At 68.7% G+C, this 25,872-nt stretch carries 20 protein-coding genes and 2 pseudogenes; 14 read left to right on the top strand and 8 right to left on the bottom strand.

What is annotated here, in order from left to right; translation table 11 throughout:
- Positions 1 to 492 precede the first annotated feature (492 nt).
- Both ACSHXC_RS05495 and ACSHXC_RS05490 read left to right on the top strand, forming a co-directional pair.
- Positions 493 to 942 carry a DUF4395 domain-containing protein gene (locus ACSHXC_RS05495; protein WP_438290463.1) on the top strand — a complete coding sequence of 150 codons (450 nt, stop codon included), beginning with the start codon at positions 493 to 495 and terminating at the stop codon, positions 940 to 942.
- Between the two features lie 16 nt (positions 943 to 958).
- Complete coding sequence (locus ACSHXC_RS05490) at positions 959 to 1,378, top strand: TlpA family protein disulfide reductase (RefSeq protein ID WP_438296446.1); 420 nt, start codon at positions 959 to 961, stop codon at positions 1,376 to 1,378.
- A gap of 115 nt (positions 1,379 to 1,493) precedes the next feature.
- Here ACSHXC_RS05490 and ACSHXC_RS05485 read toward each other — a convergent pair whose 3' ends face one another.
- Positions 1,494 to 2,759, bottom strand: coding sequence for a sensor histidine kinase (locus ACSHXC_RS05485; protein ID WP_438290462.1), 1,266 nt, complete (start codon positions 2,757 to 2,759; stop codon positions 1,494 to 1,496).
- Positions 2,756 to 3,424, bottom strand: coding sequence for a response regulator transcription factor (locus ACSHXC_RS05480; protein ID WP_438296445.1), 669 nt, complete (start codon positions 3,422 to 3,424; stop codon positions 2,756 to 2,758). Before ACSHXC_RS05480 ends, ACSHXC_RS05485 begins: the two co-directional genes overlap by 4 nt.
- A 163-nt stretch (positions 3,425 to 3,587) precedes the next feature.
- Between ACSHXC_RS05480 and ACSHXC_RS05475 the strand changes: the two genes are divergently transcribed.
- The 4 genes from ACSHXC_RS05475 to ACSHXC_RS05460 are packed head-to-tail and all read left to right on the top strand — an operon-like array spanning position 3,588 to position 7,406.
- A complete protein-coding gene (locus ACSHXC_RS05475; RefSeq protein ID WP_438290461.1) occupies positions 3,588 to 4,706 on the top strand; it encodes a HAMP domain-containing protein in 1,119 nt (372 codons plus the stop codon).
- Positions 4,706 to 5,902 carry a poly-gamma-glutamate synthase PgsB gene (gene pgsB, locus ACSHXC_RS05470; protein WP_438290460.1) on the top strand — a complete coding sequence of 399 codons (1,197 nt, stop codon included), beginning with the start codon at positions 4,706 to 4,708 and terminating at the stop codon, positions 5,900 to 5,902. The genes ACSHXC_RS05475 and pgsB overlap by 1 nt, the downstream gene beginning before the upstream one ends.
- On the top strand, positions 5,899 to 6,372 hold the full coding sequence (locus ACSHXC_RS05465; RefSeq protein WP_438290459.1) for a poly-gamma-glutamate biosynthesis protein PgsC/CapC: 474 nt from the start codon (positions 5,899 to 5,901) through the stop codon (positions 6,370 to 6,372). The genes pgsB and ACSHXC_RS05465 overlap by 4 nt, the downstream gene beginning before the upstream one ends.
- A gap of 2 nt (positions 6,373 to 6,374) precedes the next feature.
- Complete coding sequence (locus ACSHXC_RS05460) at positions 6,375 to 7,406, top strand: C40 family peptidase (protein ID WP_438290458.1); 1,032 nt, start codon at positions 6,375 to 6,377, stop codon at positions 7,404 to 7,406.
- 234 nt (positions 7,407 to 7,640) lie between these two features.
- Here ACSHXC_RS05460 and ACSHXC_RS05455 read toward each other — a convergent pair whose 3' ends face one another.
- Positions 7,641 to 8,774: a TerD family protein gene (locus tag ACSHXC_RS05455; protein ID WP_438290457.1), complete on the bottom strand. Its 1,134-nt coding sequence runs from the start codon at positions 8,772 to 8,774 to the stop codon at positions 7,641 to 7,643.
- An 826-nt stretch (positions 8,775 to 9,600) separates the two neighbouring features.
- On the opposite strand from ACSHXC_RS05455, the gene ACSHXC_RS05450 reads away from it, so the two are divergent.
- Positions 9,601 to 10,086 (top strand): RICIN domain-containing protein, encoded by a 486-nt coding sequence (locus tag ACSHXC_RS05450; RefSeq protein ID WP_438290456.1) that lies wholly within the window; start codon positions 9,601 to 9,603, stop codon positions 10,084 to 10,086.
- Positions 10,087 to 10,266: 180 nt separating this feature from the next.
- Here the strand turns inward: ACSHXC_RS05450 and ACSHXC_RS05445 are convergent, their stop codons facing one another.
- Both ACSHXC_RS05445 and ACSHXC_RS05440 read right to left on the bottom strand, forming a co-directional pair.
- Entirely contained in the window at positions 10,267 to 10,638 is a 372-nt protein-coding gene (locus ACSHXC_RS05445) for a hypothetical protein (RefSeq protein WP_438290455.1), read from the bottom strand.
- A gap of 209 nt (positions 10,639 to 10,847) precedes the next feature.
- Positions 10,848 to 11,384 (bottom strand): helix-turn-helix domain-containing protein, encoded by a 537-nt coding sequence (locus ACSHXC_RS05440; protein ID WP_438290454.1) that lies wholly within the window; start codon positions 11,382 to 11,384, stop codon positions 10,848 to 10,850.
- Positions 11,385 to 11,479: 95 nt separating this feature from the next.
- On the opposite strand from ACSHXC_RS05440, the gene ACSHXC_RS05435 reads away from it, so the two are divergent.
- Together ACSHXC_RS05435 and ACSHXC_RS05430 are read left to right on the top strand one after the other, a co-directional pair.
- Positions 11,480 to 12,361 carry an alpha/beta fold hydrolase gene (locus ACSHXC_RS05435; RefSeq protein WP_438290453.1) on the top strand — a complete coding sequence of 294 codons (882 nt, stop codon included), beginning with the start codon at positions 11,480 to 11,482 and terminating at the stop codon, positions 12,359 to 12,361.
- Between the two features lie 55 nt (positions 12,362 to 12,416).
- Positions 12,417 to 12,584 (top strand): annotated as a pseudogene (locus ACSHXC_RS05430) (MerR family transcriptional regulator); the annotation flags it as partial.
- 481 nt (positions 12,585 to 13,065) lie between these two features.
- On the opposite strand, the gene ACSHXC_RS05425 reads toward ACSHXC_RS05430, so the two are convergent.
- Together ACSHXC_RS05425 and ACSHXC_RS05420 are read right to left on the bottom strand one after the other, a co-directional pair.
- On the bottom strand, positions 13,066 to 14,154 hold the full coding sequence (locus tag ACSHXC_RS05425) for a CU044_5270 family protein (RefSeq protein WP_438290452.1): 1,089 nt from the start codon (positions 14,152 to 14,154) through the stop codon (positions 13,066 to 13,068).
- Positions 14,151 to 14,780, bottom strand: a complete 630-nt coding sequence (locus ACSHXC_RS05420; RefSeq protein ID WP_438290451.1) for an RNA polymerase sigma factor — start codon at positions 14,778 to 14,780, stop codon at positions 14,151 to 14,153. The genes ACSHXC_RS05425 and ACSHXC_RS05420 overlap by 4 nt, the downstream gene beginning before the upstream one ends.
- An 836-nt stretch (positions 14,781 to 15,616) precedes the next feature.
- Here ACSHXC_RS05420 and ACSHXC_RS05415 point away from each other — a divergent pair.
- From ACSHXC_RS05415 to ACSHXC_RS05395, 5 genes and pseudogenes are all read left to right on the top strand, one after another.
- On the top strand, positions 15,617 to 16,450 hold the full coding sequence (locus tag ACSHXC_RS05415) for a hypothetical protein (RefSeq protein ID WP_438290450.1): 834 nt from the start codon (positions 15,617 to 15,619) through the stop codon (positions 16,448 to 16,450).
- A gap of 423 nt (positions 16,451 to 16,873) precedes the next feature.
- Positions 16,874 to 18,736, top strand: coding sequence for an HSP90 family protein (locus ACSHXC_RS05410; RefSeq protein WP_438290449.1), 1,863 nt, complete (start codon positions 16,874 to 16,876; stop codon positions 18,734 to 18,736).
- Positions 18,737 to 21,763, top strand: a complete 3,027-nt coding sequence (locus ACSHXC_RS05405) for a hypothetical protein (RefSeq protein ID WP_438290448.1) — start codon at positions 18,737 to 18,739, stop codon at positions 21,761 to 21,763.
- A gap of 301 nt (positions 21,764 to 22,064) precedes the next feature.
- Positions 22,065 to 24,638 (top strand): DUF262 domain-containing protein, encoded by a 2,574-nt coding sequence (locus tag ACSHXC_RS05400; protein WP_438290447.1) that lies wholly within the window; start codon positions 22,065 to 22,067, stop codon positions 24,636 to 24,638.
- A gap of 214 nt (positions 24,639 to 24,852) precedes the next feature.
- Positions 24,853 to 25,159: pseudogene (locus ACSHXC_RS05395) on the top strand (IS256 family transposase); the annotation flags it as partial.
- A gap of 209 nt (positions 25,160 to 25,368) precedes the next feature.
- Here ACSHXC_RS05395 and ACSHXC_RS05390 read toward each other — a convergent pair.
- Positions 25,369 to 25,866 carry a hypothetical protein gene (locus ACSHXC_RS05390; RefSeq protein WP_438290446.1) on the bottom strand — a complete coding sequence of 166 codons (498 nt, stop codon included), beginning with the start codon at positions 25,864 to 25,866 and terminating at the stop codon, positions 25,369 to 25,371.
- Between the last annotated feature and the right edge of the window lie 6 nt (positions 25,867 to 25,872).

Genomic DNA, 25,872 nt, shown 5'->3' with positions numbered 1-25,872 from the left:
CCACCCCGGAATCGGGTGACGGCCCGGCGGCCAGGTGATCGGTCCAGGGCTGGTTGCGGGATCCGCCAGAGGGCCGGCTGGGGCCGCCTGGGTGCGGGTGGCCCCGGGGCGTGGCGTTCCGTCACGTCGGCATGGGGCCGACCGCCTGCCCCGGGGGTGAGGGCAGCATGGCGCACAAAGGCTGGGCCGGGTGGGTGGTTCGTGTGGGATGGCTGGCAACCGCCGTGTGCACGGGGCCTGTTGGTGCGGTTCGGGTCGGCTGCCTGCGGTGCGTGAATGATCGGGGCGGGCCGCTGCCGGTGGCCCGGGCGAGTGTCCGGCAGGTGAGTGGTGATTGACCGCGGCGGAGGTGCCTGCTGCAATGGCGGCATGTTCTCCGCGACGTTCCTGGTTATCAGGGCTCACATCGACTTCGGTCGGGTGTGGTCCGCCGCGTGTCGCTGACCGCGCCCTCGCTTCGCCAGGATCCATTCGTATCGTCCCGGAGTCGCCATGCCTGACCGCACCCCTGGTGTGCCCGTCCGCCTCGACCCGCGTGGGCCGCGCTTCGCCGCGCTGCTCACCACCCTTGTTCTGCTCGTGGTCCTGGTCACCGGCAGCGGCGTGTTGCTCGCGGCCCAGGCTGTCGTCTTCGCCCTCGGCGCGGTTCTGGGACTGCGCTGGTCCCCGTACGGCTGGCTCTACCGTCGGCTGGTGCGTCCCCGGCTCGGGCCGCCGCAGGAGCTTGAGGACGAGCGGCCGCCGCGGTTCGCGCAGGTGGTCGGCCTGGGCTTTGCGGCTGTCGGGGCGGCGGGGTACCTGTCCGGTGCCACCTGGCTCGGTATCACGGCGAGCGCGGCGGCGCTCGCTGCGGCCTTCCTGAACGCCGTCTTCGGTTACTGCCTGGGCTGCGAGCTCTACCTGCTCGCGGTCCGCAGCCGGGCCCGGCTGCGTCACGGATGAGGCGGCCGTGAATGATCTGACCGGGCTGATCGTGGCCGCCTTCGTGCTGGCGGCAGCGACCGTCTTCGGGCTGGTCCGTGCCCGTCGCGGCGGCAGGCTGCGTGCGGAAGGCCGGGGCGGCGCGCTGCGGTTGTCCTCCGGTGAGCTGGGTGCGGCGCTTGGCGAGCGGGCGACGCTGGTGCAGTTCTCGACGGCCCTCTGCGCCGCCTGCCCCGCAACGCGGCGTCTGCTGGCCGACGTGGCCGCCCAGACGCCCGGCGTGCGCCATGTGGAGATCGACGCCGAGACCCGGCTCGACCTGGTTCGTAGCGTCGACGTGATGCGTACCCCCACCGTGCTCGTCCTCGACCGCACCGGTCGCCTCGTACGCCGCGCCTCCGGGGCGCCGACCAAGGCGGACGTTGTTTCGGCGGTGGAGCAGGCCACAGCGGATTGAGAAGGCTTCCGCATTCTGGTTGAGGAGGGGCCGGGGGGCGAGTGACCGTGAACCACGAGGGTGGCGATCTCGATGTCATGGCGGCCGCGGCAGGCAGAAGACCTCGATTGTGCTCTCACAGGCGGTGTTTGGTGTGGCCGGGGAGGCGGAGGACGAAGCGGGCGCCACCGCGTGGGCTGGTCTCGACGGTCAGTGTGCCGCCGTGGGTGTGGGTGACCCAGGACGCGATGGACAACCCCAGGCCGGTCGATCCGGAGGTGCTGTGAAAGCGTTCGAACAGTGAGCCGGCCAGGGCGGGAGGGATTCCCGGGCCCGCGTCGTCGATGGTGACGGTGCCCTCCGGCGAGACGGTGAGCTCGACTTCGGCTCCTTGCCCGGGGGCGTGGCCATGGGCGAGTGCGTTGTTGAGCACGTTGGCGAGAGCCCGGCGCAGCAGGTCGGGATCGGCCTCCACCACGGTCGGCTGAGCCAGGACCGTGACCTGGTGCCCGTGAGTGGCGGTGTCGTCGACGACTGCCTCGACGAGTTGGTCGAGGCGGAGGGGCTCGCGGGTGACGGTAGCGACGCCGGCGATGAGTCTGGCGCGGGTGAGCAGCCCGTCGATCAGGTCGCTCATGCGGGTCGCCAGGCGCACCGTGCGGTCCAGCGCCTCGCCGCGCAGGGTGTCGTCGTGGCGGGCTGTCTCCGCGAGGGCGCGCAGGGAAGCGGCGGGCGTGCGCAGATCGTGGGCAGCGTCGGCGAGGAACGCCTCCTGCTGGCGTAGCGCGGTCAACGCCGGGCGGATCGCCCTGCCGGACAGCAGATGTCCGGCGATGGCGGACAACGACACCAGGACCGAGCAACCCACGGTCAGGAGCGTTACCAGATGGCGGTGTTCGGACTCGCTGTCGGCGGTGTCGACGGCGGTGACCAGTGCTCCGCCCCAGGATCGGTTGTCCGGCCCCGGGAAAGGTGTGGCGAGCAGCCGCACCGGGTCCCCGTCCGGCGTTCGCGTGTCGGTCCAGGCAGCCGAGCCTTGGCGCAGCGCGGTCGCAGCGACCGTATGGACGTCATCGGGCGCGAGGGCGACGCATGGCCGGGGCGGCGTACGGGCCACGGTCAAGTGGTCGGCCGTGCCGGACAGTACGGTCAGTGGCGGGCAGTCGCTGTCCACGGTGTCGATCAGGGGCTGGAGGTCGAGTCGGCGGTTGTCGTCGTAGTCGATCAGGCTGACGGCGTGGTCGGCCTGCAGGTCCATGGTGGCTTCGAGCTGACGGTGTGCGGCGGCGCTGTCGCTGTGAAGGGCGAACACCGCGAGCCCGACCAGGCCGACGAGGCTGGTCAGGGTGAACAGTGCGGTGAGTCGCCAACGGAGGTTGCGGATGCGGGCTTCGGCCGTCATCCGCCGCTGCCGGTCGAGGCCAGCTGGTACCCCACACCCCGGACCGTGTGGATCACCAACGGGTCACCGAGTTTGCGGCGCAGCTGGGAGACCAGCACCTCGACGACGTTCGAGTTCGGCTCTGCCATCTCGTCCCAGCAGCGCTCGATGAGTTCACCCCGAGGCACTGCCTGGTCCAAGCGCGTTGCCAGCAGCTCCAGGACGGCGAATTCCTTGCGGGTCAGCACCAGGAGCACACCGCGGCGGCGGACCTGGCGTCGCGCGGTGTCGATCTCAAGGTCGGCGACTTGGTGGACCGGCGCACGCACCACCTCCGCGCGTCGGCACAGAGAGTGCACGCGCGCCACCAACTCGGGCATCGCGAAAGGCTTTACGAGATAGTCGTCGCCACCGCCGGCGAACCCGGCGACCCGGTCGGCGACCGTGTCGCGGGCTGTGAGGAACAGCACGGGTACCGTCCGGCCTGCCTGACGAAGGCGATGTACGTAGCCGACGGCGTCGCCGGACGGCAGCATCCGATCGAACACCACGCAGTCGTAGCGGGTGACGAACAGGGCCTCGTCCGCGGCGGGCAGGTCCGGGACTCCGTCGACGGCCAGTCCGTCATTGCGCAGTGCCGCGACCACCGCGAACCGCAGATCACCCTCGTCCTCGACCACCAGTATGCGCACGGCCGTCAGGATAGTCGGCTCCGCCTCATCAAAACCTCAGGAACGTCCCGCGATCATCTCAGAGGGCCGAAAGGCTCAACGTCGTTGAAACGGGAGGGGATTGACAAGTGCTGCCTTGTGTCCGGAACATATCCGACTCGCGACCAGGGGTGGCCCGGTGAGCGGGATTTCCGCATCTCGCCCCGGCCGCACGCGCAGGCTCGCCTCCTCGGTATGGCTGCCTTGGACGTGCGGTCTCCTTGCGCTGCTCACGGTCGCGGGGACCGTGCTGGCCGCGGGCGGCCGGTTCGAACAGGGCGTCACCGTCCCCACAGCCGTACTCGACGGCCAGCAGGCCGTGACGGCCGGCGCGGCCCAGCATGTGCGGCGCGCCCTGCGGGCCGGCGAGCTGGACCTCGCCCAGCTCGCGGACGGCCTCACCCTGGGGTCCGACCCGGCCAGGTTCGACAGTCAGATCAAGCACTTCAGCAAGCGCTACGGGCGCTACCGCAGTGTCTACGTCCTGGATGCGCAGCGGCGGGTGCTCGCCCACGCGGGGGCGGCCGCGCATCCGGACCAGGTTCCCGAACGTCCGGCGAACGCCGGGAGCAGCGACGCGGTCCGCATCGACAAGGTGCCGGTGGTGGTCCAGTACGCGCCGTTCAGCTACGGCAACAACGACCGGGCGATCGCCGTCGCCGAGTACGACCTCGTCAAGCTGCGGAACGCTTTCGACGCCGTCCAGCCGGCGACGGCATGGGTGGTCGACGCCAAAGGAGAAGTACTGGCTTCCACGGCAGGCTTCACGGCGTTTCAGCCCCTCGCGCGAGAGGAGCTGCGCCGGGCGGCGCGTACCGACAAGCCGGTGGTGTCCCTCGGCGACGGCAGTGCGGACGCCCGGGAGATCGTCGCGGCCGCGCCGACAGCTGGCGGCGGGAAGAATCCCGGGCCGTCGTGGAGGGTGGTGACCGCCCGCAGCGTCAACACCGTCCTGTTGCCCGAGACCCGGGCCCGGGACCAGGCCCTGCTGCTGGCCCAGGTGTTGGCAGTGGTGACCCTCGGTCTGTTCGGCTGGCTGTACGTCATGTGGCTGCGCCCGCTGCGCCGCCTCGTGCGCGATGCGGAGCGCGTGGCCGACGGCGACGTACGCGACGTCGTGGAGGTCCGCAGGTACGACGAACTGGGGCTGGTGGCACGGGCGTTGGAGCGGATCCGGGTCGGCATGGCGGCCGAGACGGCGATGAGATCCGCGCATGACCGGAGGGTGCCTGCTGCCATGTCCCGAAAGGTGCCGTGATGATCCTCTATCTGTACACCGTCTTTACGCTCACCTTGCTGGCGCTCTTCCTGACAGGTGTGGCCGAGCGCCGCCGTCATGAGCGCAACCTGGAGCGGATCCCGGTACGGATCCTGGTCAACGGCATCCGCGGCAAGAGCTCCATCACCCGCCTGACCGCCGGGGCGCTGCGTGGCGGACACCTCACTGTGGTGGCGAAGACGACGGGCACGGCGGCTCGGTTCATCCATCCGGACGCCAGGGAGGAGCCGGTCCACCGCAAGTTCGGCATCGCCAATGTCGTCGAGCAGATCGGCATCGTCCGCCGGGCTGCCGCGGTCCGCCCCGACGTCCTGGTGATGGAATGCATGGCGGTCCAGCCGGCGCTTCAGGAGATCAATCAGAAGGTGCTGGTCCGCTCGACGATCGGGGTGCTCTGCAATGTCCGCGAGGACCATCTCGACGAGATGGGCCCGACGTTGGACGACGTGGCGCGGTCGTTGTCACGGTCCATGCCGGACGGCGGAGTGTGTGTGACAGCCGAGCGGGACCGCCGTGCGCTGCTGGAGGTGGAAGCCTCCCGCCGCCACTGTGAACTCGTCGTGGCAGAGCCTGAGTCGGTCTCGGACGAGGAGATGGCGGGCTTCCGCTACACCACCTTCAAGGAGAACGTGGCGATCGCGCTCTCGGTCGCTGCCCGGCTGGGCGTGGACCGGGCGTCTGCGCTGCGCGGGATGTATGCGGCTCCGCCCGACCCCGGTGTGCTCACCGTTGAGGAATACGAGACGGAGGACGGCACCGTGCGCCTGGCGAACATCTTCGCCGCGAATGACCCGGAGTCCACCGTCATGAACTTCCGTCACCTGGTGGATTCCGGTCAGATCAAGCCTCCCTTCATCACTCTCATCAACTGCCGCCCGGACCGGATCGAACGCAACGGCCAGATGGGGCGCATCGTGCGTGAACTGGACACCGACACGCTGGTGCTCATAGGGCACCCGACCAGATCTGCGCGGGACGCCGTCCCGGCTCACTGGCCTGGGCGGATTCTGGACCTCGGAGGACCGCAGCGCGACCCCGCCCAGATCTGGCGCGCCATCGCCGATCAGGTCAGCGGCACGGCCTCGCTCGTGGCGGTCGGCAACATTCACGGCCAGGGTGAACGGCTCCTTGAGCACGTGGGATCGCTCGCCCCGGCACAGCGAGCCGTCCGGTGAACGCCCCGCTGTCGGGCGAGGTCGCCACGCTCGGGCTCGCCATCGGACTGCTCTTCGGGCTCGGCTGCTACCTGGTCACCAACCTGTCTCCGGGCGGCATGATCACCCCGGCCTGGCTGGCCGTCACCCTGCTTCAGGACTGGCGCAGGATCCTGCTGATCGCCGCCGTCACCTGCCTCACATGGGCCGCCGCAGCCGCCGCCAGGAAAGTCGTCATCCTCTTCGGCAAGCGGCTGTTCGCCAGCGTCGTACTGCTCAGCGTGTTCCTCCAGATGACCCTCTCCCTCTTCCTGCTCAAGGAGTACCCGCTGCTGTTCACTCACCAGACCCTGGGCTTCATCGTCCCCGGCCTGATCGCCTACCAGCTCCTGCGGCAGCCGGTCGTGGCCACCGCCACGGCCACAACGGCCGTCACCGGACTGACGTACACCGTCCTGGCCAGCGGGCTCCTACTCCACCTGGCGGGGTGACCATGGCGAAGACTCAACCGCCAACGATGCAGCCGACCGCGTCCGACGCAGAGGCCTCCGCCGGCCGGCTGCGGAACCTGTGGCACAGGCCGGCGTTCCTGGCCGCCGTCCTGGTCCTGGCCCTTCTGGCAGTGGTCGTGGCGGTCGTCGTGCACGACGAAGACGGCCGAGACTTCGTACGTCTGGCCGGGACCCCCCGCACGATCGCCCGCGACGCTGACGGCAGGACCGTGGCGGTCCTCACCGAGGACGCCCGCACGGTGGTGTTCACCGGCCCGAAGCGCACCTTCGCAGAGCCGGCCACGACCGCGGCCACCGTCACCACAAGCGCGGTGGTCCGCCTGGCGCCGCACCCCTGGCACTCGGGCGCACAGCACGAGGACTGGTTCAAGAGCTGGTTCAACACCGTCCTGACCGACCACGGGCCCGACGTGCTGGACATAGCGGCCCAGTACGTCCGGGGCACGGCCGACCGGCACGACGACAAGGGCACGCGCTACGCGGGCCCGGCCACCTACGGCCCGATGGGAGACGACGACGAAAGGCAGGCAACCGCCGACTTCAACGACTACCTGGGCATCGACTGGACCTATCCGAACGGACGCCATCGCGAAGCCAGGAACGACTTCTACGGCTCACTGGACTGCTCCGGCTTCGTCCGAACGGTGTACGGATACCGCTCGGGATACCCGCTCGAATTCAAGCAGCCCATGGGACAGGCGCTACCCCGTCGCGCCGGCATGATGGCCGAGGACGGCCCCGGCGCCGGCATCATCGCCAACTCCCACCGCCAAGCCACCGACTTGAGCCCCCTCCAGCCCGGGGACCTGGTGTTCTTCGACGCGACCCCGGACGCCGGACATCGGATCGACCACGTCGGCATCTACCTCGGCATCGACTCGACGGGACACCACCGCTTCATCTCCAGCCGCAAAACAGCCAACGGCCCCACCATGGGCGACGAGGGCGGCACGTCACTGCTCGACGGCACGGGTCTTTACGCGCACGCCTTCCGGATGGCGAAGCGACTGTGAAACGAGGCATCGTCAGCTGACCCGCACGTTGCGTGCCGGACCCGGTTCCGCTGCCAGGGACTGGAACTCCGCAGCCGTGCAAGGCGGTTCGATGGGTCTCAAGGACGCTCGGGAGATCCGCCGATCGGCCGCCATGGTGAGGCCCACGCGCAACGCGTGGGCCTCACCATGCTTCTTGGCCTATCCGGACACTGCTGCCGCGCCGGTCGCCGTTCTCTCTTTAGAAGTCGTCCTTTAGAAGTCGTCGTCCTCGTAGTAGTTGTTGACGACCACGTTCGGCTCGTCGTCGCTCAGTGCCTCGTTCAGGAGAGCGCCACCGACGAGGCCGGCGGCACCGGCACCGATCAGCGCGCCCGTGCCGAAGCGCCGGGGCTGCTGCCCCGGCTGCCCGCCGGGCTGCTGCGGGTACCCCTGCTGCACCGGCTGCGGGTAGCCCTGCTGTGGGTACCCCTGCTGTGGGTACCCCTGCTGTATGGGCTGCGGATATCCCGCCTGAGCTTGAGGAACGGTGTAGTAGGGCGGAGGTGTGGTCTGCACCCGCTGCGCGCAGCCCCCGCACGTCTCGATCGGGCGGGGGACACCCCACTGCGGGGACCACATCACCGACGTCGTACCGGGGCCGTGGTTGGGGTCGAAGAAGCACGTCACGAAAGAACTCCCTGAGGGGTGTTGGGGTGCGGCGGCCGTCGACGTCTGGGGGACGGCGACTGCGGGGACGGACTGTGCGGGAATCGCGGGCGGCACGGAGGGCGGCGGCGGGGTGGCGGTACCGCCGCCTGCGGCGGGGGGTTCGCGCAGGACGTCGACGCCGTAGTCGTCGGCGATGCCGGCGAGCCCCGAGGCGTACCCCTGACCGATCGCACGGAACTTCCACTCCGCACCGTGCCGGTACAACTCACCGAAGACCATCGCGATCTCGGCCGAAGCGTCGCCTCTGAGGTCGTAGCGGGCCAGCTCGCCGCCGCTGTCCTGGTCGACGACACGGATGTATGCACTGTCGATCTGCCCGAAGTTCTGGCTCCGCGGCCCTGCCTCGTAGAGGGATACAGCGAAGACGATCTTCGTGACGTCGGCCGGGACCCGGGCGATGTCCACGCGGATCTGCTCGTTGTCCACTCCATCGGCCGGCGTGCTGCTTCCGGAGTGGGTGACCGAACCATCAGGGCTGTGAAGGTTGTTGAAGAAGACGAAGTGCTGGTCGGAGAGGACCTTCCCCGACTGATCGCACAGCAGCGCACTTGCGTCCAAGTCGTACCCGGCGCCCGCGGCAGGCCCGACCCGCCACCCCAGCCCCACGATCACAGTGGTCAGGCCGGGAGCCTGCTTACTCAAGGACACGTTGCCGCCCTTGGACAAGGGCACACCCATGAACTACCTCCGCAGCTGTCCCAGTTCCTGTTCTCAATGCGATCAACGGCGCGCGCCCATGGATGGTTCCTCGGTTGCGCAACCAAGATAAGTATGGATGACGGGATCCCGGAGCCCCAAGGCCGTGTCCGGACCTGGGGACCTTGTGCACTCTCCTATGCGCCGGGTTCAACGGCTGGCCGCGGCCCCGGGACCCCGCTTCCCCGCCCAGTCCATGCCGCGCCCGGCGAGTTGCTGTGCGAGTGGCCCTGCCGCCCGATGTCCTCGCTGGTGTGCTCAAGCCGCGATCACCTTCCACCGAAACATGCGCGCCCTGTTGGAGTTCTTTGAGTGGGAGGAGGATGAACGCCGCCGTCTCTTGGAGAGCCTCGGATACGGCCCTGACGTCGGCTGAACGCGTGCGCCGACCCGGACGGGACGGCGGGGCGTGGTCTACCGCAGTGCTACCGGGCCACAGACAGCGCGAAACCCCGGGCAGCTGACGTCCCGGGGGCCCTGTGCACGGCGGTCCAGGCGTCGGGGCAGGCACCGAAGCGGTTCACCGCGCGGTGCAGGGCGGCTTTGATGAGGGTCTCGCTGGTCGTGGCCAAGGCGTCTCTGAGATATCCCAAACCGCTGGTCTGGAGGTTGGGACGCGGTCGGGACGTCCCAGTGGTCTGGCAGCGCGTGACCGGGCAGGTCCGCGCGCTAGTTTCGTGCTGCCCCGGATCCCCGTTGGCCTGCGACAGATCTGACCGTCGCCATGTCCGCCGACGCCTGCCCGGGTAACTACCTTCATCCAAGAAATGGGTCCCCCATGTTTAAGACGCCCGTGTCCAAGAAGCGCATGACTACGGTCCTGGCCGCCGCTGCTGTGACGCCCGTTCTGATTCTTTCGACGTCGGGCAGCGCCTTCGCCGAGAGCCAGGTTCACTGGCGGAACGCGAAGACCGGCGGCTGCCTGATCACCGAGGCCACGGTGGGCGCGGAGCACCGTGTCAGCACGGACGCCCCGGGGCTGGTCCACTGTTTCGACCCGATCGGCCACCTCAAGAGCGACTGGTACGACGGTCAGGACAACCTGGAGAACTCCAATGGTGCCTGGACGGAGAAGGCGTCCAACGGCGAGTGCCTCACCTCCTACTGGCAGGGCCAGGTCTACACCGAGCCGTGCTCCAGCCCGGCCAACTACTACGAGCAGTGGTACGAGAAGTGGACCGGGAACGGCTTCAACCTGGTCAACCGAGAGACCGGGCAGTGCCTGGACAGCAATTCCAGCGGCGACGTGTACACGCTGGCGTGCAACGGTGGTCAGTACCAGATCTGGAAGTAGCGGCTGCACGAGGCGACGACCTCGCACAGACACCGGCGCCGCCGCAGCAACCGCTTCGTCCTGTTCTGGCCGATGGGCGACCTTCGTCGAGGGTCAGCCCGGCCTCGTGTTGCGGCGCCGATGACTGTGCCGACGGCGAGCGCCGTCATCACAAGCCACGGGCCCGGCATCCGCACGGCTTTACGGTTCCCTGCCCGGGCGTGATGGTGCCTCCCAGTCCAGCGCGTAGGCGGCCAGCCACGCCAGCCAGAGGGCGGCGGGCAGTTCCACCAAGAAGGCCATGCCCAGTGCGACGTACTGGGCGCCGCCGTCTTCGGACGTCGCAACGTCGAACCACGCATCCAGGACCAGAAGCGCGGCGGTGGCGGCGGCCACCGGTGAGACCGTCCGAACCTGACGGGCCAGGAGAACTGCCGTTGCCACCAGGCCCGTTGCCTGCAACAAGTCCATCCCGACCCAGGACACCGACCAGTTGCGCACCTGGGTCTGACCGTCCAGCAGGAACCCCAGAACCACCGTCCAGGCCAACAGAATGGTGGCGATCACCAGCAAGACCCGAGCTATGACACGAGGCGCAAAAGGCATGGAGGAGGGTCCCGTCTACGGAAGAGCCAGCGGCTCCGTCGACCCTACCGACGGTGACCTGCCGGCACGCTCGGCAACCGGTGGAGCCGACGGCCGCTTCGGCGTACTGGATCGGTCGTGCACACACGGCATCCTGCATGACGCAGCATCCCGGTGTAGTACCTGACGGCCTGTGCTCAGGGTGATGAGGGGTCGGTGGGGAAGAGAACGGGGCTGAGCAGGTACGGGACCCGGCCCGGGCCGGGCTGGTTGTCCAGCCGGGGCTGCAGGGCGGCGACCAGTTCCGTGACGAGCTCGGTGAGTTCGTCCGGGCTGAGCCAGAGCGTGCCCTGCCGGTAGGAGACCGAGTCGGCGGTCGGGTTCGCCCCCTCGCGACCGAGGTAGGCGTTGAACTCGGCGATCAGGACGGCCATGGCGGCGGCGAAACCACGGCGGTGGTCGTCCAGGGACATGGTCGCGGCTGCCTCGCCGTCGATCGAGGGGCGGTCGCGGCGCAGCCGGTAGTGGCGCTCGACGACATTGCGTACGCGGCGCTCCTCGGCCACTTCGAGGAAACCGGCCTCGGTGAGCAGGGCCACGTGCCGGTAGACGCTCACCTTCGGGACATCGGGCAACCGGGTGGACAGCTCGCCGGTGGTGAGTGTGCGCCCGCCGGACAGGGCGTGCACCACGCGCAGGCGTACCGGGTGGAGAAGCAGTTCGGCGGTGTCCATGGCGTCACTATTTCATGAGTGATACCGTTCTCGAAATTGAGACTGTAGGTGGGGGTGCGGGACGGATGAGACGGGTTGGCGGGCGGGGCGTTGCAGTGAACGGGCACTCCGTCTATGTCGAGGAGTCGGGCCGGGGTGCCGACTGGGTGGTCTTCGAGGCCGGAGCAGGCCTCGGCCGGACCAGTTGGGACGCGGTACTGCCGCTGCTGGCCGATCGCGCCCGACTGGTGGCGTACGACCGTGCCGGGTTCGGCCGCAGCGGCCGGACCTCGGGCCAGCTGGGTATCGACGACATGGCCGCCGACCTGTCGGCACTGATCGAGGAAGTGGTTCCGCGGTCGTCCCCTCTGGTGCTCGTCGCGCACAGCATGGGCGGGCTGGTCGCGCGCCGCGCGGCGGACCGCCTCGGCCCACGGCTGCGCGGCCTGCTGCTGATCGACCCGACGCCGGAGAGCGCGCCCGTCTACGACCGGTTCGACCAGACCGCCAGGAAAGTCGACCGCGCACTCGCCGTGACGCAGGCGCTGGTGCGGTTCCGCCCACTCGCCCGCCTGGCCAGCGGGAACGTCCGGCGTGTGTTTCCGGCCGACACCTACGCGACCATGCTCGCCGAGGACTTCGTCCCCGCAGGGACCGCACAGACAAGGAAGGAACTCAGTGCCGTGGTCGCGGCCATCCCCCGGTTCCGCGCCGAGCCGCCCGGCCTCCCCACCTGCCCGACCGTACTGCTCGCGCCGACCCGCCCTGAGAGGGGGCGTGGTGAGCAGCGCACCTCCATGACCGCCCACCAGCGGCAATGGGTCGCGACACTGCCGGACGGACTCTTCGAGGAGGTCGACTCGGGCCACCTCATCCAGGCCGAGCAGCCCGGGATCGTGGCGGAAGCGGTCGGGCACCTCCTCGACCGGACGGCCCGAACCGGCGAACACGGTCACACTCATGATTCTCCGCCGCCCGCAGGGGGATCCGCCGGATGACGCTGCCGGGGCCCGATCGCCCTCGGGCCCACGCAACCCGTTCGTTCGGTCGGCCGGCCGGATCCTGGCCGCGCAGGTCGACGAGCTGGAGGCTTTGCGGGGTCATTACCGTCGGCTGCTGGCCTAGCGCGACCGGCTGGATGCTCTGGTTGGCACCGTTGGCCGCACGATCGCCGAACTGGAGCAGTCCAGGAAGGGCGGGAGAGACGTGATCGGTATCAGCTGCGCGGCTGAACCACCGTCATACTGCAGGGCGATGTGGTCGACTCCCTTGTCCACGACGGGACTTGACGACCCTGTGCGATGAAGACGGGCCGGACTCATGGGCAACGGCCAATGGTGTACCGGCCTATGGCGGCGCCCGGCCCTCGCTTGTGAGGGCCGGGCGTCTTCGCGCTCTGTCAGTACCAGTGCGGGGGTGGAGGTTGTGTTCGGCATCGACGAAGCGGCTGTGGCCGCATGTTTCCCCGTCGGGCCTGGAGTAGGAGCGGGACGCCGCTGCCCGGTGTGGGAGTCGGTGAGTTCCGGTCCGAGGCGGCCCGGCCCTGTTCGACGCGGCACGTAAGCCTTCTGGTCCCATACGTGGGGCAGAACACCGTCGACGTCGAACAGCACGGCAGTGAGCCTCCGCCGACTTGATGCCGCAGGTCGAAGGGCTGCTATGGCTGATTCCCGGGATGCCCGCGTTGGTTGGCATGCGGACGTCATAGCCGCCTGCCGTCCGGGAGTTCCTTCTTCGCGTCCGTGACGGCCCGTTCGACCACCGTCGTCTGCCCCACCACCGTGCCCGGCCTGAGGCCCTCTTCCTCCTTCACCAGGACTTGGCGCTGGCCCAGGTAGGTGTAGGTGTCCTTGTCGAAGATCCACTCGTGCCGGGTGGCTCCTTGGGTGAAGGCGATGGCGATGCCCTCGCGGCCGTCCGCGTCGGTGGCCTTCGGGACGAGCTCGACCCCCGGGATCTGGGCCGCGACCTTGTAGAGGGCGGCACTGGTGGCGGAGGGCGCGATCTGCTCGGACAGAAGACTGTTGATCTCTTTGAACGCCATCCAGTCGTCGTCGTGGTTGCCGCGCTTGCCTCCCTGGTAGAGCCGCTTCAACAGGGCATCGGGGTCGGTGGGGAGGGCCTTCATGCTGTTGTAGGAATGGCGCTTGTCGCTGGAGCTGTGGGGCCCGTCGTCGAGGTCTGTGCCGTCGGGTTCCACATCGCTGAGGGCGCCGCCCGGTTCGTACAGGAACCCCTTCTTCCCGTCGGGGGACATCCAGATCTGGCGTGTGTGCAGGGGGGTGATCCAGGTGTCCGTCTTCCCGGTGGCGGGGTTGCTGTCGCCCCGCAGGAAGGACACCTTGCTCTTGATGTAGATGAACTGGTCTGGGCGTGGTGTGAGGGAGGGCTGTGCCGCCGCGGCCAGCGCAATGCGGTCGACGGTCGCGGAGAGGTTCTTGGTGGTACCGGGCACCAGCGGCATCCACGGGGGCTTCTCCCGTGGCCCGGCGTCCCGGTGGCCGCCGGCCCGTACCCCCTGGCCGGACGTCCCGCCCAGGTGCAGGGACCCGGGCACGATCACACCGGCAGCCAGTACGGCGGCCACCGGGACGCCGATGAAGGCCGTGCGCCGCAGGCGGGCGCGCCGCACCGCGGCAGGCGCGGAAGCGCGCAGGATCTCGCTCTCCAGGTGGGTGGCGAGCGCGGTGTGGCGGTCCTGCGGCATCCGCGGGTCGCCCGGTGCCGGTATCAGCAGGTCGAACTCGGAGGTGTTGAGCGGCTCGTGCCGCCTCCAGGGCATGCGCGTCATCGGTTCCGCTCCTTCTTCGGCCGGGCTGTTCGGGGGATTTCGGAGGAGCCCGCGGGACCGTGTGCCGCCGCGTCGGTGCCCTTCCACAGTTCGCATTCGGCGAGTTCACGCAGCCGGGTCCGTGCCCGGGACAGCCGGGACCGCACGGTGCCCACCGGCACCCCCAGGGCCTCGGCAGCCTCCGGGTAGGTCAGGCCGGACCAGACGCACAAGGTGACCACCTCGCGCTCGGAGCGGCGCAGCTTGGCCAGCGCCCGCTGGGCCGCCGCAAGCTGCTCGGCGTCGGCCATGCGGCCCACCAGTTCGTCCGCGAAGTCCGGCACCGTGTCGCGTACCGGCAGGCGCGCCATCGCCGCTCTGTGCCGACGGGCCGCCCGCGAGACATTGCGCAGGACGTTCACCGCGATGCCCATCAGCCAGGGCCTGGGGCTCCCGCCCTCGTCGCGCAGCCGTTCGCGCAGCCGCCACGCCTCCAGGAACGTCAGCGAGACGACGTCCTCCGCCAACGCCCAGTCACCCGTGACACGCACCGCATGCCGGTAGACCAGCTGCGCGTGCTCGTCGAAGAGCCCCCGGAACGCTCCGGGATCTCCGCCGCGTATGCGGTCGTATATCGAATGATTCACGTTAAGAGTTGTCCGCTCACGGCCGGGCGTTCCGGTGATCTGCGTCACAGGTGAGGATGTCGGTCCCGAAGAACGGTCACCGTGCCGGGGGGCGCCCCTGGTCGACGGTCCACGCGCCTGCCCGTACAGCTCACCATGCTGGTCCAGGTCACACTCCCTCAGCGTTCGGCTTGTTGAGTCCGCACTTGACAGTGACTGAGTGCCCCCGGCGCCGACGTATTCCCGGGACGGTGACGTTCACGCGGTAGCGGAACCCGAGAGCGTGAAGGGCACGCTGCAAGGCCAGCTCTGGCTAGGTGCCGCGACCGCGCTGCCATGATCTTCTGCCCAACTTAGGCGGGCAGTATCACGCACCTTCAACCGTGTCGTCAGCGGCTGACTTGACGCGCCAGATGCGCGAATCGGCCGTATCGGAGGAGTTGAGGCGGGGACGGAATATTCGGTGCCGTTGCACAGTCCGTCGAACTCTGAAATTGGTCTGGATAACAAATAACCCCGGGCCGTTGCGCTCGGGTCGTAGGGCTCCGCACGGCGTAGGGCAGCGAGCGGCGAGCCGTGTGTTCGTCCGGGGGCACCGGCTCCCGGACGCGAACGGGAATCGGCGTGCGATGGTCAGTCACGCGTGATAGTCACTACCTTCACGGGGGAGTGGTCATGTGCCTCCCCGTTTGAACACAACAAGGGGTGGGGACATGGCGGTGCTCCGTGGATGGGGGCTCACGCTGGGGAAATGGGCCGGCCGGCCCGTTGCGCGTGTACAGAAGGATTCTGGCGACCCGGACGTTGCGCGGGTCCGGAAGGCCGCGGCGTCGGGGGACTGGGACACCGTGCGGGACGTGTTCGAGGGGCGTCCCGAGAGCGAGGACCGGACGGAGCTGGTCCGGGCGGTCGGCGACACGGCGGGGGTGGAGCAGTGGATCGACCGGGTTGTTGAAGCGGAACCCGGGGCGGCGCTGCCCCGGCTCGTGGCGGGATTCCGCCACATCAGCTGGGGGTGGGAAGCCCGGACCGGAGCCTCGGCGAGGCACGTCTCCCGGGAGCAGTTCGAGGTGTTCCACGCGCGGCTGCGCACGGCCGAGCAGCGGCTGTACGAGGTGGCAGAGAGCGAGCCGCTCTGGACCTCGCCCTGGCTCGGACTGCAGATGACCGGCCGCGGTCTGCAGGTCGGGCAGGTCACCGCACGGCGCCGGTTCGAGGCTGCCGTGCGGCGCGACCGGTTCCATCTGGGCGCCCACCAGCAGCAGTTGCAGCAGGTCTGCGACAAGTGGAGCGGCTCGCACGAGGAAATGCACGCCTTCGCGCGTGAGTCGGCGTTCGGCGCGCCCGGGGGCACGTTGCTGGGCCAGCTCGTCGCGATGGCGCACATCGAGCAGTGGCTCTCCCTCGACTCGGGGGCGGACGCCTCGTACATGCGTCAGCCCGCGGTGACGGCTTCGCTGCGGGAAGCCGCCGACCACTCGTTCAGGCACCCGGACTTCGTCCGCTCGGGAGGATGGCTGCAGGTCCTCAACACCTTCGCCATGGCGTTCTCGCTGGCCGGCGACCATGGCGGCGCCCGGGAGTGCTTCGAAGCCACTGAGGGCCGGGTCACCGAGTCCCCCTGGCACTACCTCAACGGTTCGGATCCCGCTGCGGCCTACCGGGAGCAGCGTTCCGCGGTCGGGCGCTGAGCCGGGAGGCTGTCGGCGCCGAGGCGAGGCGAGGCGGTGCGGTCCCGGGCTTTCATGGCCCTTGCCGTACCTGGCTCGCATTCCCGTGCCGGCAGCGCTTCCGAGCCGTGTCAGTTACCTACCCGGAGCGGGGCATCTCGCGACGGCGTTTTGGCCAGGAGGCCCGTCGCTGTCTGGATGCGCCCGCGCTCGGACGGCAGATCCGAAGATCGACACATCTCACGGCAGACACATTCCACGTCCGTCGTACGTCGGGTCCGACTGCCGCCCTGTTCACGGCTGTTGGCGGGTACGGCCCCTGAGGCAGCCTGCCTCGGCCCGGCCGTGCCACGTCCGTCCGTACCCACCGTTCCTGTTCCATCCGCGTTCGCGCCCGCGCCGTCACACGGCGCGGAAGACGCGCTCACCGAAAGACATCACCAGGTGCCTCACTCCGAGACCGCTCACACCTTCCAGGTCGACCTGCGCGGCCTGGTCGACCTGCTCTCCCACCATCTCTACTCAAGCCCCCGCGTCTACCTGCGTGAGCTGCTGCAGAACGCCGTTGACGCCATCACCGCCCGGCAGGCCGTCGAGCCCGGTGCACCCGGCACCATCACGGTGCGCACCGGTGACACCCTCACTGTCACCGACACCGGCATCGGGCTGACCGAGGCCGACGTCCACCGGTTCCTCGCCACCATCGGGCGCAGCTCCAAGCGGACCACCGAAGGTGCCCTCGACGGCGCCGGACTCGACGCCGCCCGTGGGGAGTTCATCGGCCAGTTCGGCATCGGACTCCTCGCGTGCTTCGTCGTCGCGGACGAGATCACGGTGCTCAGCCGCACCGCCGCCGACCCGTCGGCGCCCGCCGTCGAGTGGCGCGGCCACTCCGACGGCCGCTACACCATCCGTACCCTGCCCGCGTCGGCCGTGCCGGAGCCGGGCACCACCGTCCGGCTCGTCCCGCGTGCCGACACCGCCGAGTGGACGAGCCCGGAGCAGGTCGTCGCCCTGGCCCGTCACTATGGCGGTCTGCTGAGGCACGAGGTCACGGTCGTCGGGCCGCGGGGTGAGACGCACCAGGCCAACGAGACACCTCCGTGGGAGCAGGCCCACCGTTCGCCGCTGGCCCGTCGCGAGGCGATGACCGCGTACTGCCGCACCCTGTTCGACTTCACCCCGCTCGACACCATCGAGCTCGACCTTCCGGCAGCCGGCCTGCGAGGCGTCGCCTATGTACTGCCCACGGCCATGAGCCCGGCGCAGCGCGCGGGGCACCGCGTGCACCTGAAGGGCATGCTGCTCACGGACCAGGCTCCCGAACTGCTGCCGGAATGGGCGTTCTTCGTACGCTGCGTCGTCGACACCACCAGCCTGCGGCCGACCGCCTCCCGGGAGGCGCTGTACGAGGACGGCACGCTGTCCGCCGTACGCGACGCCCTGGGTGACCGGATCCGTGACTGGCTCACCGGACTCGCCGCCAGCGACCCCTCCCTGCTGCACCGCTTCATCGACACGCACCACCTCGCGGTCAAGGCCCTCGCCCGCTACGACGACGAACTGCTGCGCATCGTGCTGCCGTGGCTGCCGTTCGAGACCACCGACGGCAACGTGACGCTGGAGGAGTTCGCGCGGACGCACCCGACCCTGCTGGTCACCCGCAGCGTCGAGGAGTTCCGGCAGGTCGCCCCCATCGCGGCGGCCGCTGGCCTGGGCGTCGTCAACGGTGGCTACACCTATGACCGCGACCTCGTGCACCGGCTGCCCGAGATCCGCCCCGGTACGGCCGTCACGGACCTCGACCCGGCCACCGTCACCGCACATCTCGATGCCGTGGACCCGGCTGCCGAACTGCGCGCGGCCACCTTCCTCTCCGTTGCCAGGGACACGATCGGCGTCCACGACTGCGATGTCGTCCTGCGTGACTTCCAGCCCGTCACCGCTCCCGCGCTGCTGCTCGACAACCGGGAGGCGCGCCATGAGCGGACCCGGTCGAGCCTGGCCGCCGAGAGCGACGGCCTGTGGGCCGATATCCTCGGCTCGCTGCGCCAGGAGTCCCCGCGCGCCCAGCTCGTCCTGAACCACCTCAACCCGCTGGTCCGCCAGGCCCTCACGATCAGCGAACGCGGACTTGCCGTCGTCGCCGCCGAAGCCCTTTACGGGCAGGCCCTGCTGCTCAGCCGGCGCCCGCTGCGAGTGAGCGAGAGCGCTCTGCTCAACCGGGCCTTCATCGGCCTGCTCACCCACGCCATGCACCAACCCGGCACGGCGGCACCCGGCTCCGAGCCCAGGAAGGAACTGTAAATGCTGGACACCCCCGAGGCCGTGGTCGAGGCGCTGCGCGAGAACAACGACCGTGCGCACGGCCCGCAGCGCACCATCACCGCCGAAGAACTCGTCGAGGCGGCCGAGCCCTTCGAGGAGCCCGACGTCCTCGTCACGGCCCTCCTTGAGCTGATGTCGGCGTACGAGTTCACCGGCGAACACCGCAAGTCGCCCGTGGTTTTCGCCCGGCTGCTCAAGCTGTGGGACACGACTCCCGCGTCGTTCAGCCAATGGGAGGCCCACCAGATCTTCTGGCGCTTCAAGTGGGTGACGACGTCCCTGCTCCAGGTGCCCGAGGTACCCCTGGCCACCGTCCACGGCTGGATCGACCAGATGCGTACCCGCTACGAGGCTGCCGGCCACGGGCTGCAGCCGGTGGCCGCGATGCGCTACCACGTCGCGTCCCACACGGGTACCGGCGTCGCCGACGCCTACGACCTGTGGGCCACACGTCCCCGTACCGAGCTGAGCGACTGCGAGGCGTGCGAGACCCGGCACTTCGCCTGGCACCAGGTGCTGGCGGGCGACGACGCCGGCGCGCTCGACACCTGGCGGCCCGTCCTCGCCGAAGGCATGGGCTGCACCGAGGAGCCGCAGATGAGCCAGGCGCGCGCTCTGCTGCCGCTGCTGCGGACGGGCCGCCTCGACGAGGCCCGCTCCCACCACCTCACCGGCTACCGGCGGGTCCGGGGCAACACGGGCATGCAGGACGAGGTCGGTCTGCACGTGGAGTTCTGCGCGCTCTCCCGCAATGAGGGCCGGGGCCTGGAGATCCTCGCGGAAAACCGCTCGCTGTTCGAGGCGACCGGCGCCCCGCTGGCCCACCTGGACTTCCTCACCGGTACCGAGGTGCTGCTCGCCCGCCTCGTCGAGGACGGACACGACAGCACCGCCGTCGCCGGCCCACCAGGAAGGAACTGGACGACGGGCGAACTCCTCACCCACGTACGCTCCGAGGCGGACCGGCTCACCAGGGCGTTCGACGAGCGCAACGGCACCACGGCCGTCGGCCAACGCCGTCAACTACGCCTTGTACAGCGGCCGTTGCTCGACGAGCCGCTCCCGCTCGGACTGCGCACATCCCTGACCCGCCCCTCCTCGACCACGGGCGCCGCGACCGCCGCCGTACCCGCCGCCGGGCCGGAGACTCCCGAGGACTTCGTCTCGCTGGTGCGCGAGGCACGGCGTATGGCTGCCGTGGGACACCCGGGCGTCGACAGGCTGTGGACCCGCGTCGCCGAACGCCTCGCCGACGGCACCGCCGCGCACGACGACCGGCTCGGCCCGCAGGACCTTCTGCACGCGGAGCTCGCAGAGCAGCGCGCCTACCTGCTCTCGCGCGAGGACCGCTACACGGAAAGCACCAGCGAACTGAAGCGAGCCGCCGAGCTGTTCGAGCAACTCGGCATGCCCTGGCACGGCCTCTCCGCACGCAGCCGAGTTCTCGCCTGGGCGACAGTCTTCGCCGGCGACGCCAAGGACGAGGCCGCGCTGGCGGGCCAGGCGGCGGATCACGCAACCGAGCGCCTGGACGCGGACGCCATCCGCTCAGCCCTCGACGAAGCCCTGCGCGAGGCGGAACGTCTCAAGACCGAGGCCCCGCTCAGCGGCGGATCCTTCGGCGTGGGAGAAGCCGCGTCCGAAGAGGACCCGGCGGCGGCACGGGCGCTGGAATACCTCACGGTGCTGTACTCCTGCACCTTCGCGGCCTTCCGGGACGTTCTGCGGCAGCTGCCGGAGCCCTCCGACTCGGCCGTGGCCCGGTTCGAGGAGTTCACGCGGACTCTGCACGCCGAGGCCGAACGCCTGACACTCTCTCACCATGTGGCCAACGCAAGGCAGTTCGCGGCGGACATTGCAGGCCGCCGCGGCGACGTCGAGCGCGCCGTGGCCGAACTGCGCGCGGCCCTGAAGGACGTGGACGCCTCCGGGCGGCCCTGGCGCGGTTCACGCCCGCGTGCCCTGCTCGCCCAGTTCCTGATGGCCTCGAACGAGCCTGCAGAGGCGGTGGAGCTGCTGCACCAGGCGATTGCCGACGCCGTGCGTTACGACGACCGCGACTTCGCCATGGCTCCCACCTACGCACTGCTCGGCCACGCCACGTCGCACCTCGGGGACGCGGGCAGTGCCGTACGCCATCTCTCGGAGGCAGCCGCCCGATTCGACCAGGACGGGGAACACGACGAGGCCGCCAACACCCGCCTCCAGCTCGCCGACGTCCTGGCGGGCACCGGGCAGCAGGCCGACGCGGTGGCAGTACTGGAGTCCGTCCTGTCCGACGAGGAGGCCTCCTCGCTCGACGAACGGCTGGTCGCCCAGACTCGGTTGACGCTGGCGCGCGGGCTGCGAGAGCTGGAGGAATTCCTGCCGGCGGCCGAGGAGTTCCTGCGACTCGCGGACACCGTCGCCGTATGGGAGGACGAGCACGGGCTTCAGACCATGGTGGCGGCCGAGACGGCCATCACGCTGGCGCTGGCCGACCGCTGGGACGCCGCGGGTACGGCGTACGAGCGTGCCGTCGCCTCGCACGCCAAGGCGCCGAAACCGTCCCTGGTCATGCAGATGATGTGCGAGTTCGCGCGCCTGGTGATGCTGGCCCGCGGGGCCGACGGCCTGGACACGGCACTGGAACACCTGGCCCAGGCCGACGCGGTCCAGGCCGCTGTGCCGGACGGTACCGAGGGCTTCGTCCCCTGGTGCGAGACGGGCGCCGTGCACTACCGCCGTGCCCGAGTCCTGGCGGAAGCCGAAGCCTTCCCTAAGGCCTTGGCCGAGGCGGAGGCCGCCATCGCCGCCTACGAACAGGGCGGGGAGCACGGCGAAGTGCCACGCGCCGAAACCGTACGGATCGCCGCCCTGGTCGAGGGCAACGGCCTCGGCCGGTTCAAGGAAGCCATCGCCCGCCTGGCGACGGCGGCGGAGCGAGCCCGAAAGGCGGACCTCGCAGAGGCCGCCCAGATCCTCGACGCCCTGCGACAGGACTACCAGAGGCGACAGGAGGGCTGAGCGCCCCGGCCCGGCCTCCACACGACGGACCGCGGGGGCCGGGCTGCTCTGCGCCGGCGTTGCCGCCCTGAATCAGGCAACACCTGGGCCCGGCGCGGCCAGGACATCTCGTGCTCCTGCGCGGGGTCGAAGCGCTACGCGATGCCATAGGCCAGTGAATATGACCGGAAGAGCCACAGCCCTCAGGCGCGGGAGGGGCGAAATCCGGGGCAGGGCCGGTGAGGCTGTGCGGGCACGCTCCGAAGGCCAAGTGATCTCGATAGTGTGTACGCCCTTGGGCTTTGCACCGTACGGAAGTCCCATGCAAGTGACGGTCGGGGCGGGTGGGGATTCGGTGGAAGCGCGGGAAACGACCTTTGAGCGGCTGATCCAAGGGGATAACCAGTTCCAAATACCCCTGTATCAGCGCACTTACAGCTGGGAGGCGGACAACCACCAGAGATTGTGGGACGACCTCGCGGAGCAGGCCCTGGTGGCGGCAGGCACGTCCCAGGCTTCCAGTGGACACTTTCTGGGGTCGCTCGTACTCGATCCGCGTCCGCCGCTGCCGGACACTGTGCAGTGCTGGACCGTGATCGACGGGCAGCAGCGATTGACCACTCTCATGCTGGTCGCCTGTGCTCTCCGGGACCACGTCCGCGCCTTGGATCCGGGAAAGGCCGAGCTCATACACCGTCGGTACCTGGTCAACGAGGAGGACTACGGAGGGCTTGACGTCTATCGTCTGTTGCCCACGCAAGCTGACAGACCGTCATATCTTGCGTGTGTGGACGGCGATCCGTCTGCGGGAGGCAACGACACCATCGGGACGGCCTACCGCTTCTTCCGGGCTGCCCTTACCGAACACGACCCTGTTGGCGAATGGGAAGCCATCCGTCACATCGAGCAGGCGCTGCGGCGGCAGTTCACGCTGGTCACCATCACAGCGGGGCCGCAGGACAACGTCTTTCGGATCTTCGAGTCGCTGAACAACACGGGTAAGCCCCTCAGCCAGGCAGACCTGCTGCGGAACTACGTGTTCATGAAGCTGCCGCGTCTGGGAGAGCAGGTCTACGACAAGGTCTGGCTCCCCATGCAGACCGAACTGGGACCCGAACGGCTGACCACGCTCGCCTGGCTCGACCTGATCCTGCAGGGGCAGGCCCGGGTAACTAGCAGTGAGGTGTACCAGGAGCAACAGCGCCGTATGGACAAGATCGCGAGCGTCGAGGGCGAAGAGGGCCTCCGTGAGGACCTTGCCCGGCTTCGGTGTCTCGGACGTCTCCTCCTGCGGGTCTTCGAACCGGAGCGAGAGCCTCGGGCAGAGGTGCAGGATGCCCTGCAGCGCCTGGCGGAATGGGGCGGCGAAGCTCACTATTCACCTGCGCTGCACATCCTGGACCAAGCAGAGCGCGGCAAGAGCACGCCGGAAGAGGCGGCGTTGGCGTTGAGCTACGTGGAGAGCTTTCTGGTGCGGCGGATGATCTGCCAGGTCGGGTCCCACAGCGTCAGGCAGATCCTCGCCACCTTGCCGGCGAACCTTGAGCGGGACCGCCCGCTGCCGGAAGCCGTCCTGCGGTATCTGTCAGCGCCGCGACGGGGCTGGCCCACGGATGATGAGCTGCGTGAGGCAGTCCGTATGAACCCCTTCTATTGGCAAGGGAGCAGCCGCCATCGCGCTTTTGTGCTCCGGCAGTTCGAGAAGAGCTACGCAATCCCGGAGCCGGTGGACTTCTCGCGTAGCTGGGCAACCGTCGAACACATCCTCCCGCAGCGCGCCGGCGAGGCATGGCTTGCCGCCCTTGCCGAGGACGCCTCCGACGGAGAACGGCCCGAAGAGCTGCACGAAACTCTGGTTCATACCCTGGGCAATCTGACGCTAACCGGTGAGAACCTACGGCTGTCCAACCACCCCTACGAACGCAAGCAACAGATCTTCGATCAGAGCGCCTTGCGAATGAACCGGGAAATCGCCACCGCACCCCGCTGGGGCCGGCCCGAGATCCTGGCGCGGGCTGACCGGCTCGCCGATCGTGCCGTACTCATCTGGCCAGCTCCGCTCCCGGGAGCCGTGGTACAGACCGACGAACGCTCGGAGTGGCTGCGTCTGCGGACGGTGCTGGCGTCCATGCCCTCCGCCACATGGACCACCTACAAGGATCTCTCGGTTGTCACCGGCGCAGGTTCTCCCCAGACCATTGGCAACTACCTGGCCAAGCACGTGGGTGTCCAGAACGCACACCGTGTTCTGCGCGCAGGCGGCACGTCCTCTCCGGACTTCGCCTGGCTCGACAGTCGCACCGAAACGCAGCAAGAGATATTGGAACGCGAGGGTGTGCGCTTCGAGGGAGTTACGGCGGACCCCAGTCAAAGACTGTCCGCAGCTGCCCTGGCTGCTCTTTCCGGGCTCGGGGACACGAGGGAAGCCAATGGCGAGGTGGTCGCCGAGTCCACTACAGTTGATCGGGCGGCCAACTTCCGCACACTGCTTTCCAAGCATCACCCCGACCTCGCCGGCGGACTGTTGAAGCTGCTGGAGAGCTGGGAGTCCAAGGGCGGCTGGTTGTGGTACGGCGCAGCCGACGAGACGAGTTGTGCGCCGATGCTGCGCGAAGGGCGCGGCCCCCAGGGCTACATATGGCCTGCCTACATCTATCCGAGTACGGGCGTGGTGGAGATCGCCTTCGCTCATCTGGCGAAGCGTGAACCGTTCACCAGGCCCGGTCTCTTGCGGGAATTCCGTGATCGAATCCAAGCAATTCCCGGCGCGGACATGACTGTTCCTGACGCTGACCTGCACAGGAGGCGGCCAAGCTTCCCGTTGAGCGCGCTGATCGACGACAGCCTTGCCCAGTTTGCCGAGGTCTTGGAGTGGTTTCGGCAGCAGAGCCAATAGGGCCGCCGATGGGCTCGGGCGCCGGGGCGCCTCCGACTTCGCCTGCTCCAGCTGCTTGTTCGCCGCAAGCTCGACCCGTACCAGTAGATCACCGATGGGTCCGCGACGAACAGGCCGTCAGCGCCCTGGTGCGAGCATGCTGTGCAGTGCCGGCCTGGTTCTCTGGACGGGCACCGTACGGGGGCAGTGGCGTCAGTAGGTCATCGTGATCGTTGACATCTACAACGCCGAGGACAAGGAGCACGCGGCCGCCGCGGTCAAAGCGTTCGCCAAACAGTCAAGAAGATCGTCGATGACGAGGGCGAGCGCTGGCGGTCTACGACTTCCTCGCCGAGCACTGGATCCACCTGCGGACCACCAACCCCATCGAGTCGACCTTCGCGACCGTCCGGCTGTGGACCATGGTCACCAAAGGGGCTGGCTCCCGGTCCGCCGCTCCGGCGATGGTCTTCAAGCGCGTCGAATCCGCCCAGGCCCGCTGGCGAGCCGTGAACGAACCCCACCTCGTCGCACTCGTCTGAGCCGGAGCCCGCTTCGAACGCGGCCACCTCGTTGAACGCCCTGAAGCCTACGCAGCCTGAACTACCTCACGATCCACAGGGTTTGACTACTCCTCCACACACAACGTCTGAGATCTCTACCGAACTCAGCCGTTCAGTCTGATAAGCCGAAACGGCTCACTCGTTAAACGAGTGAGCCGTCACGAAAGATTGAAGGCTAGAAGTCTATATTACGAGAGTTCAGGCAGCCACTCCCACTTTCCTGGGAATTTACGCAACCGCACGAAGGTAGACTCGAGGCACTCGGCGAGCGTGGGACAGTCGTAGCGAATGTATTCGAATTCACCGAGTGCGGACCCGCCGAGTGAGATGGTCCAAGCATTTCCATCTTTCATGATTCTCTCGCTGTCCACCTTCAGGATGGAGGTTACGCCCGCACGCCCCAGGCTCTCTAGAAGGGACTCGATTCCTGTTACGTCGGAGATTGTCGAGTGGGCGGGAACCCATTCCCAGTCTCCCGGGGATTCGCTCAGCTTGGAGAGCGCTTCACTGAGACCTTCGTCGAAGCTTGACCTTTCCAGGTGAATATACTCCCCTTCACCCAAGGCCGGGCCGGACATGAAGACGGTCCAGGTTTCATCATCCTGCGACATCTTCTCTTCATCTACTTTGAGGAGAACATTCACACCTGAGCGACCCAGGCTCTCCATCAGTTGTTGAACTTCCATTGTTCC

It is taken from the genome of Streptomyces sp. HUAS TT7 (assembly GCF_051550175.1).
GTDB lineage: Bacteria > Actinomycetota > Actinomycetes > Streptomycetales > Streptomycetaceae > Streptomyces.
Note: the sequence above shows the minus strand (reverse complement) of the source record. Positions and strands in the feature narration are given on the sequence as shown.

Coding starts and splice junctions, on each gene's coding strand:
- ACSHXC_RS05495 (WP_438290463.1), top strand. CDS start 493: ATGCCTGACCGCACCCCTGGTGTGCCCGTCCGCCTCGACCCGCGTGGG.
- ACSHXC_RS05485 (WP_438290462.1), bottom strand. CDS start 2,759: ATGACGGCCGAAGCCCGCATCCGCAACCTCCGTTGGCGACTCACCGCA.
- pgsB (WP_438290460.1), top strand. CDS start 4,706: ATGATCCTCTATCTGTACACCGTCTTTACGCTCACCTTGCTGGCGCTC.
- ACSHXC_RS05460 (WP_438290458.1), top strand. CDS start 6,375: ATGGCGAAGACTCAACCGCCAACGATGCAGCCGACCGCGTCCGACGCA.
- ACSHXC_RS05455 (WP_438290457.1), bottom strand. CDS start 8,774: ATGGGTGTGCCCTTGTCCAAGGGCGGCAACGTGTCCTTGAGTAAGCAG.
- ACSHXC_RS05450 (WP_438290456.1), top strand. CDS start 9,601: ATGACTACGGTCCTGGCCGCCGCTGCTGTGACGCCCGTTCTGATTCTT.
- ACSHXC_RS05440 (WP_438290454.1), bottom strand. CDS start 11,384: ATGGACACCGCCGAACTGCTTCTCCACCCGGTACGCCTGCGCGTGGTG.
- ACSHXC_RS05425 (WP_438290452.1), bottom strand. CDS start 14,154: ATGACGCGCATGCCCTGGAGGCGGCACGAGCCGCTCAACACCTCCGAG.
- ACSHXC_RS05405 (WP_438290448.1), top strand. CDS start 18,737: ATGCTGGACACCCCCGAGGCCGTGGTCGAGGCGCTGCGCGAGAACAAC.
- ACSHXC_RS05400 (WP_438290447.1), top strand. CDS start 22,065: ATGCAAGTGACGGTCGGGGCGGGTGGGGATTCGGTGGAAGCGCGGGAA.
- ACSHXC_RS05390 (WP_438290446.1), bottom strand. CDS start 25,866: ATGGAAGTTCAACAACTGATGGAGAGCCTGGGTCGCTCAGGTGTGAAT.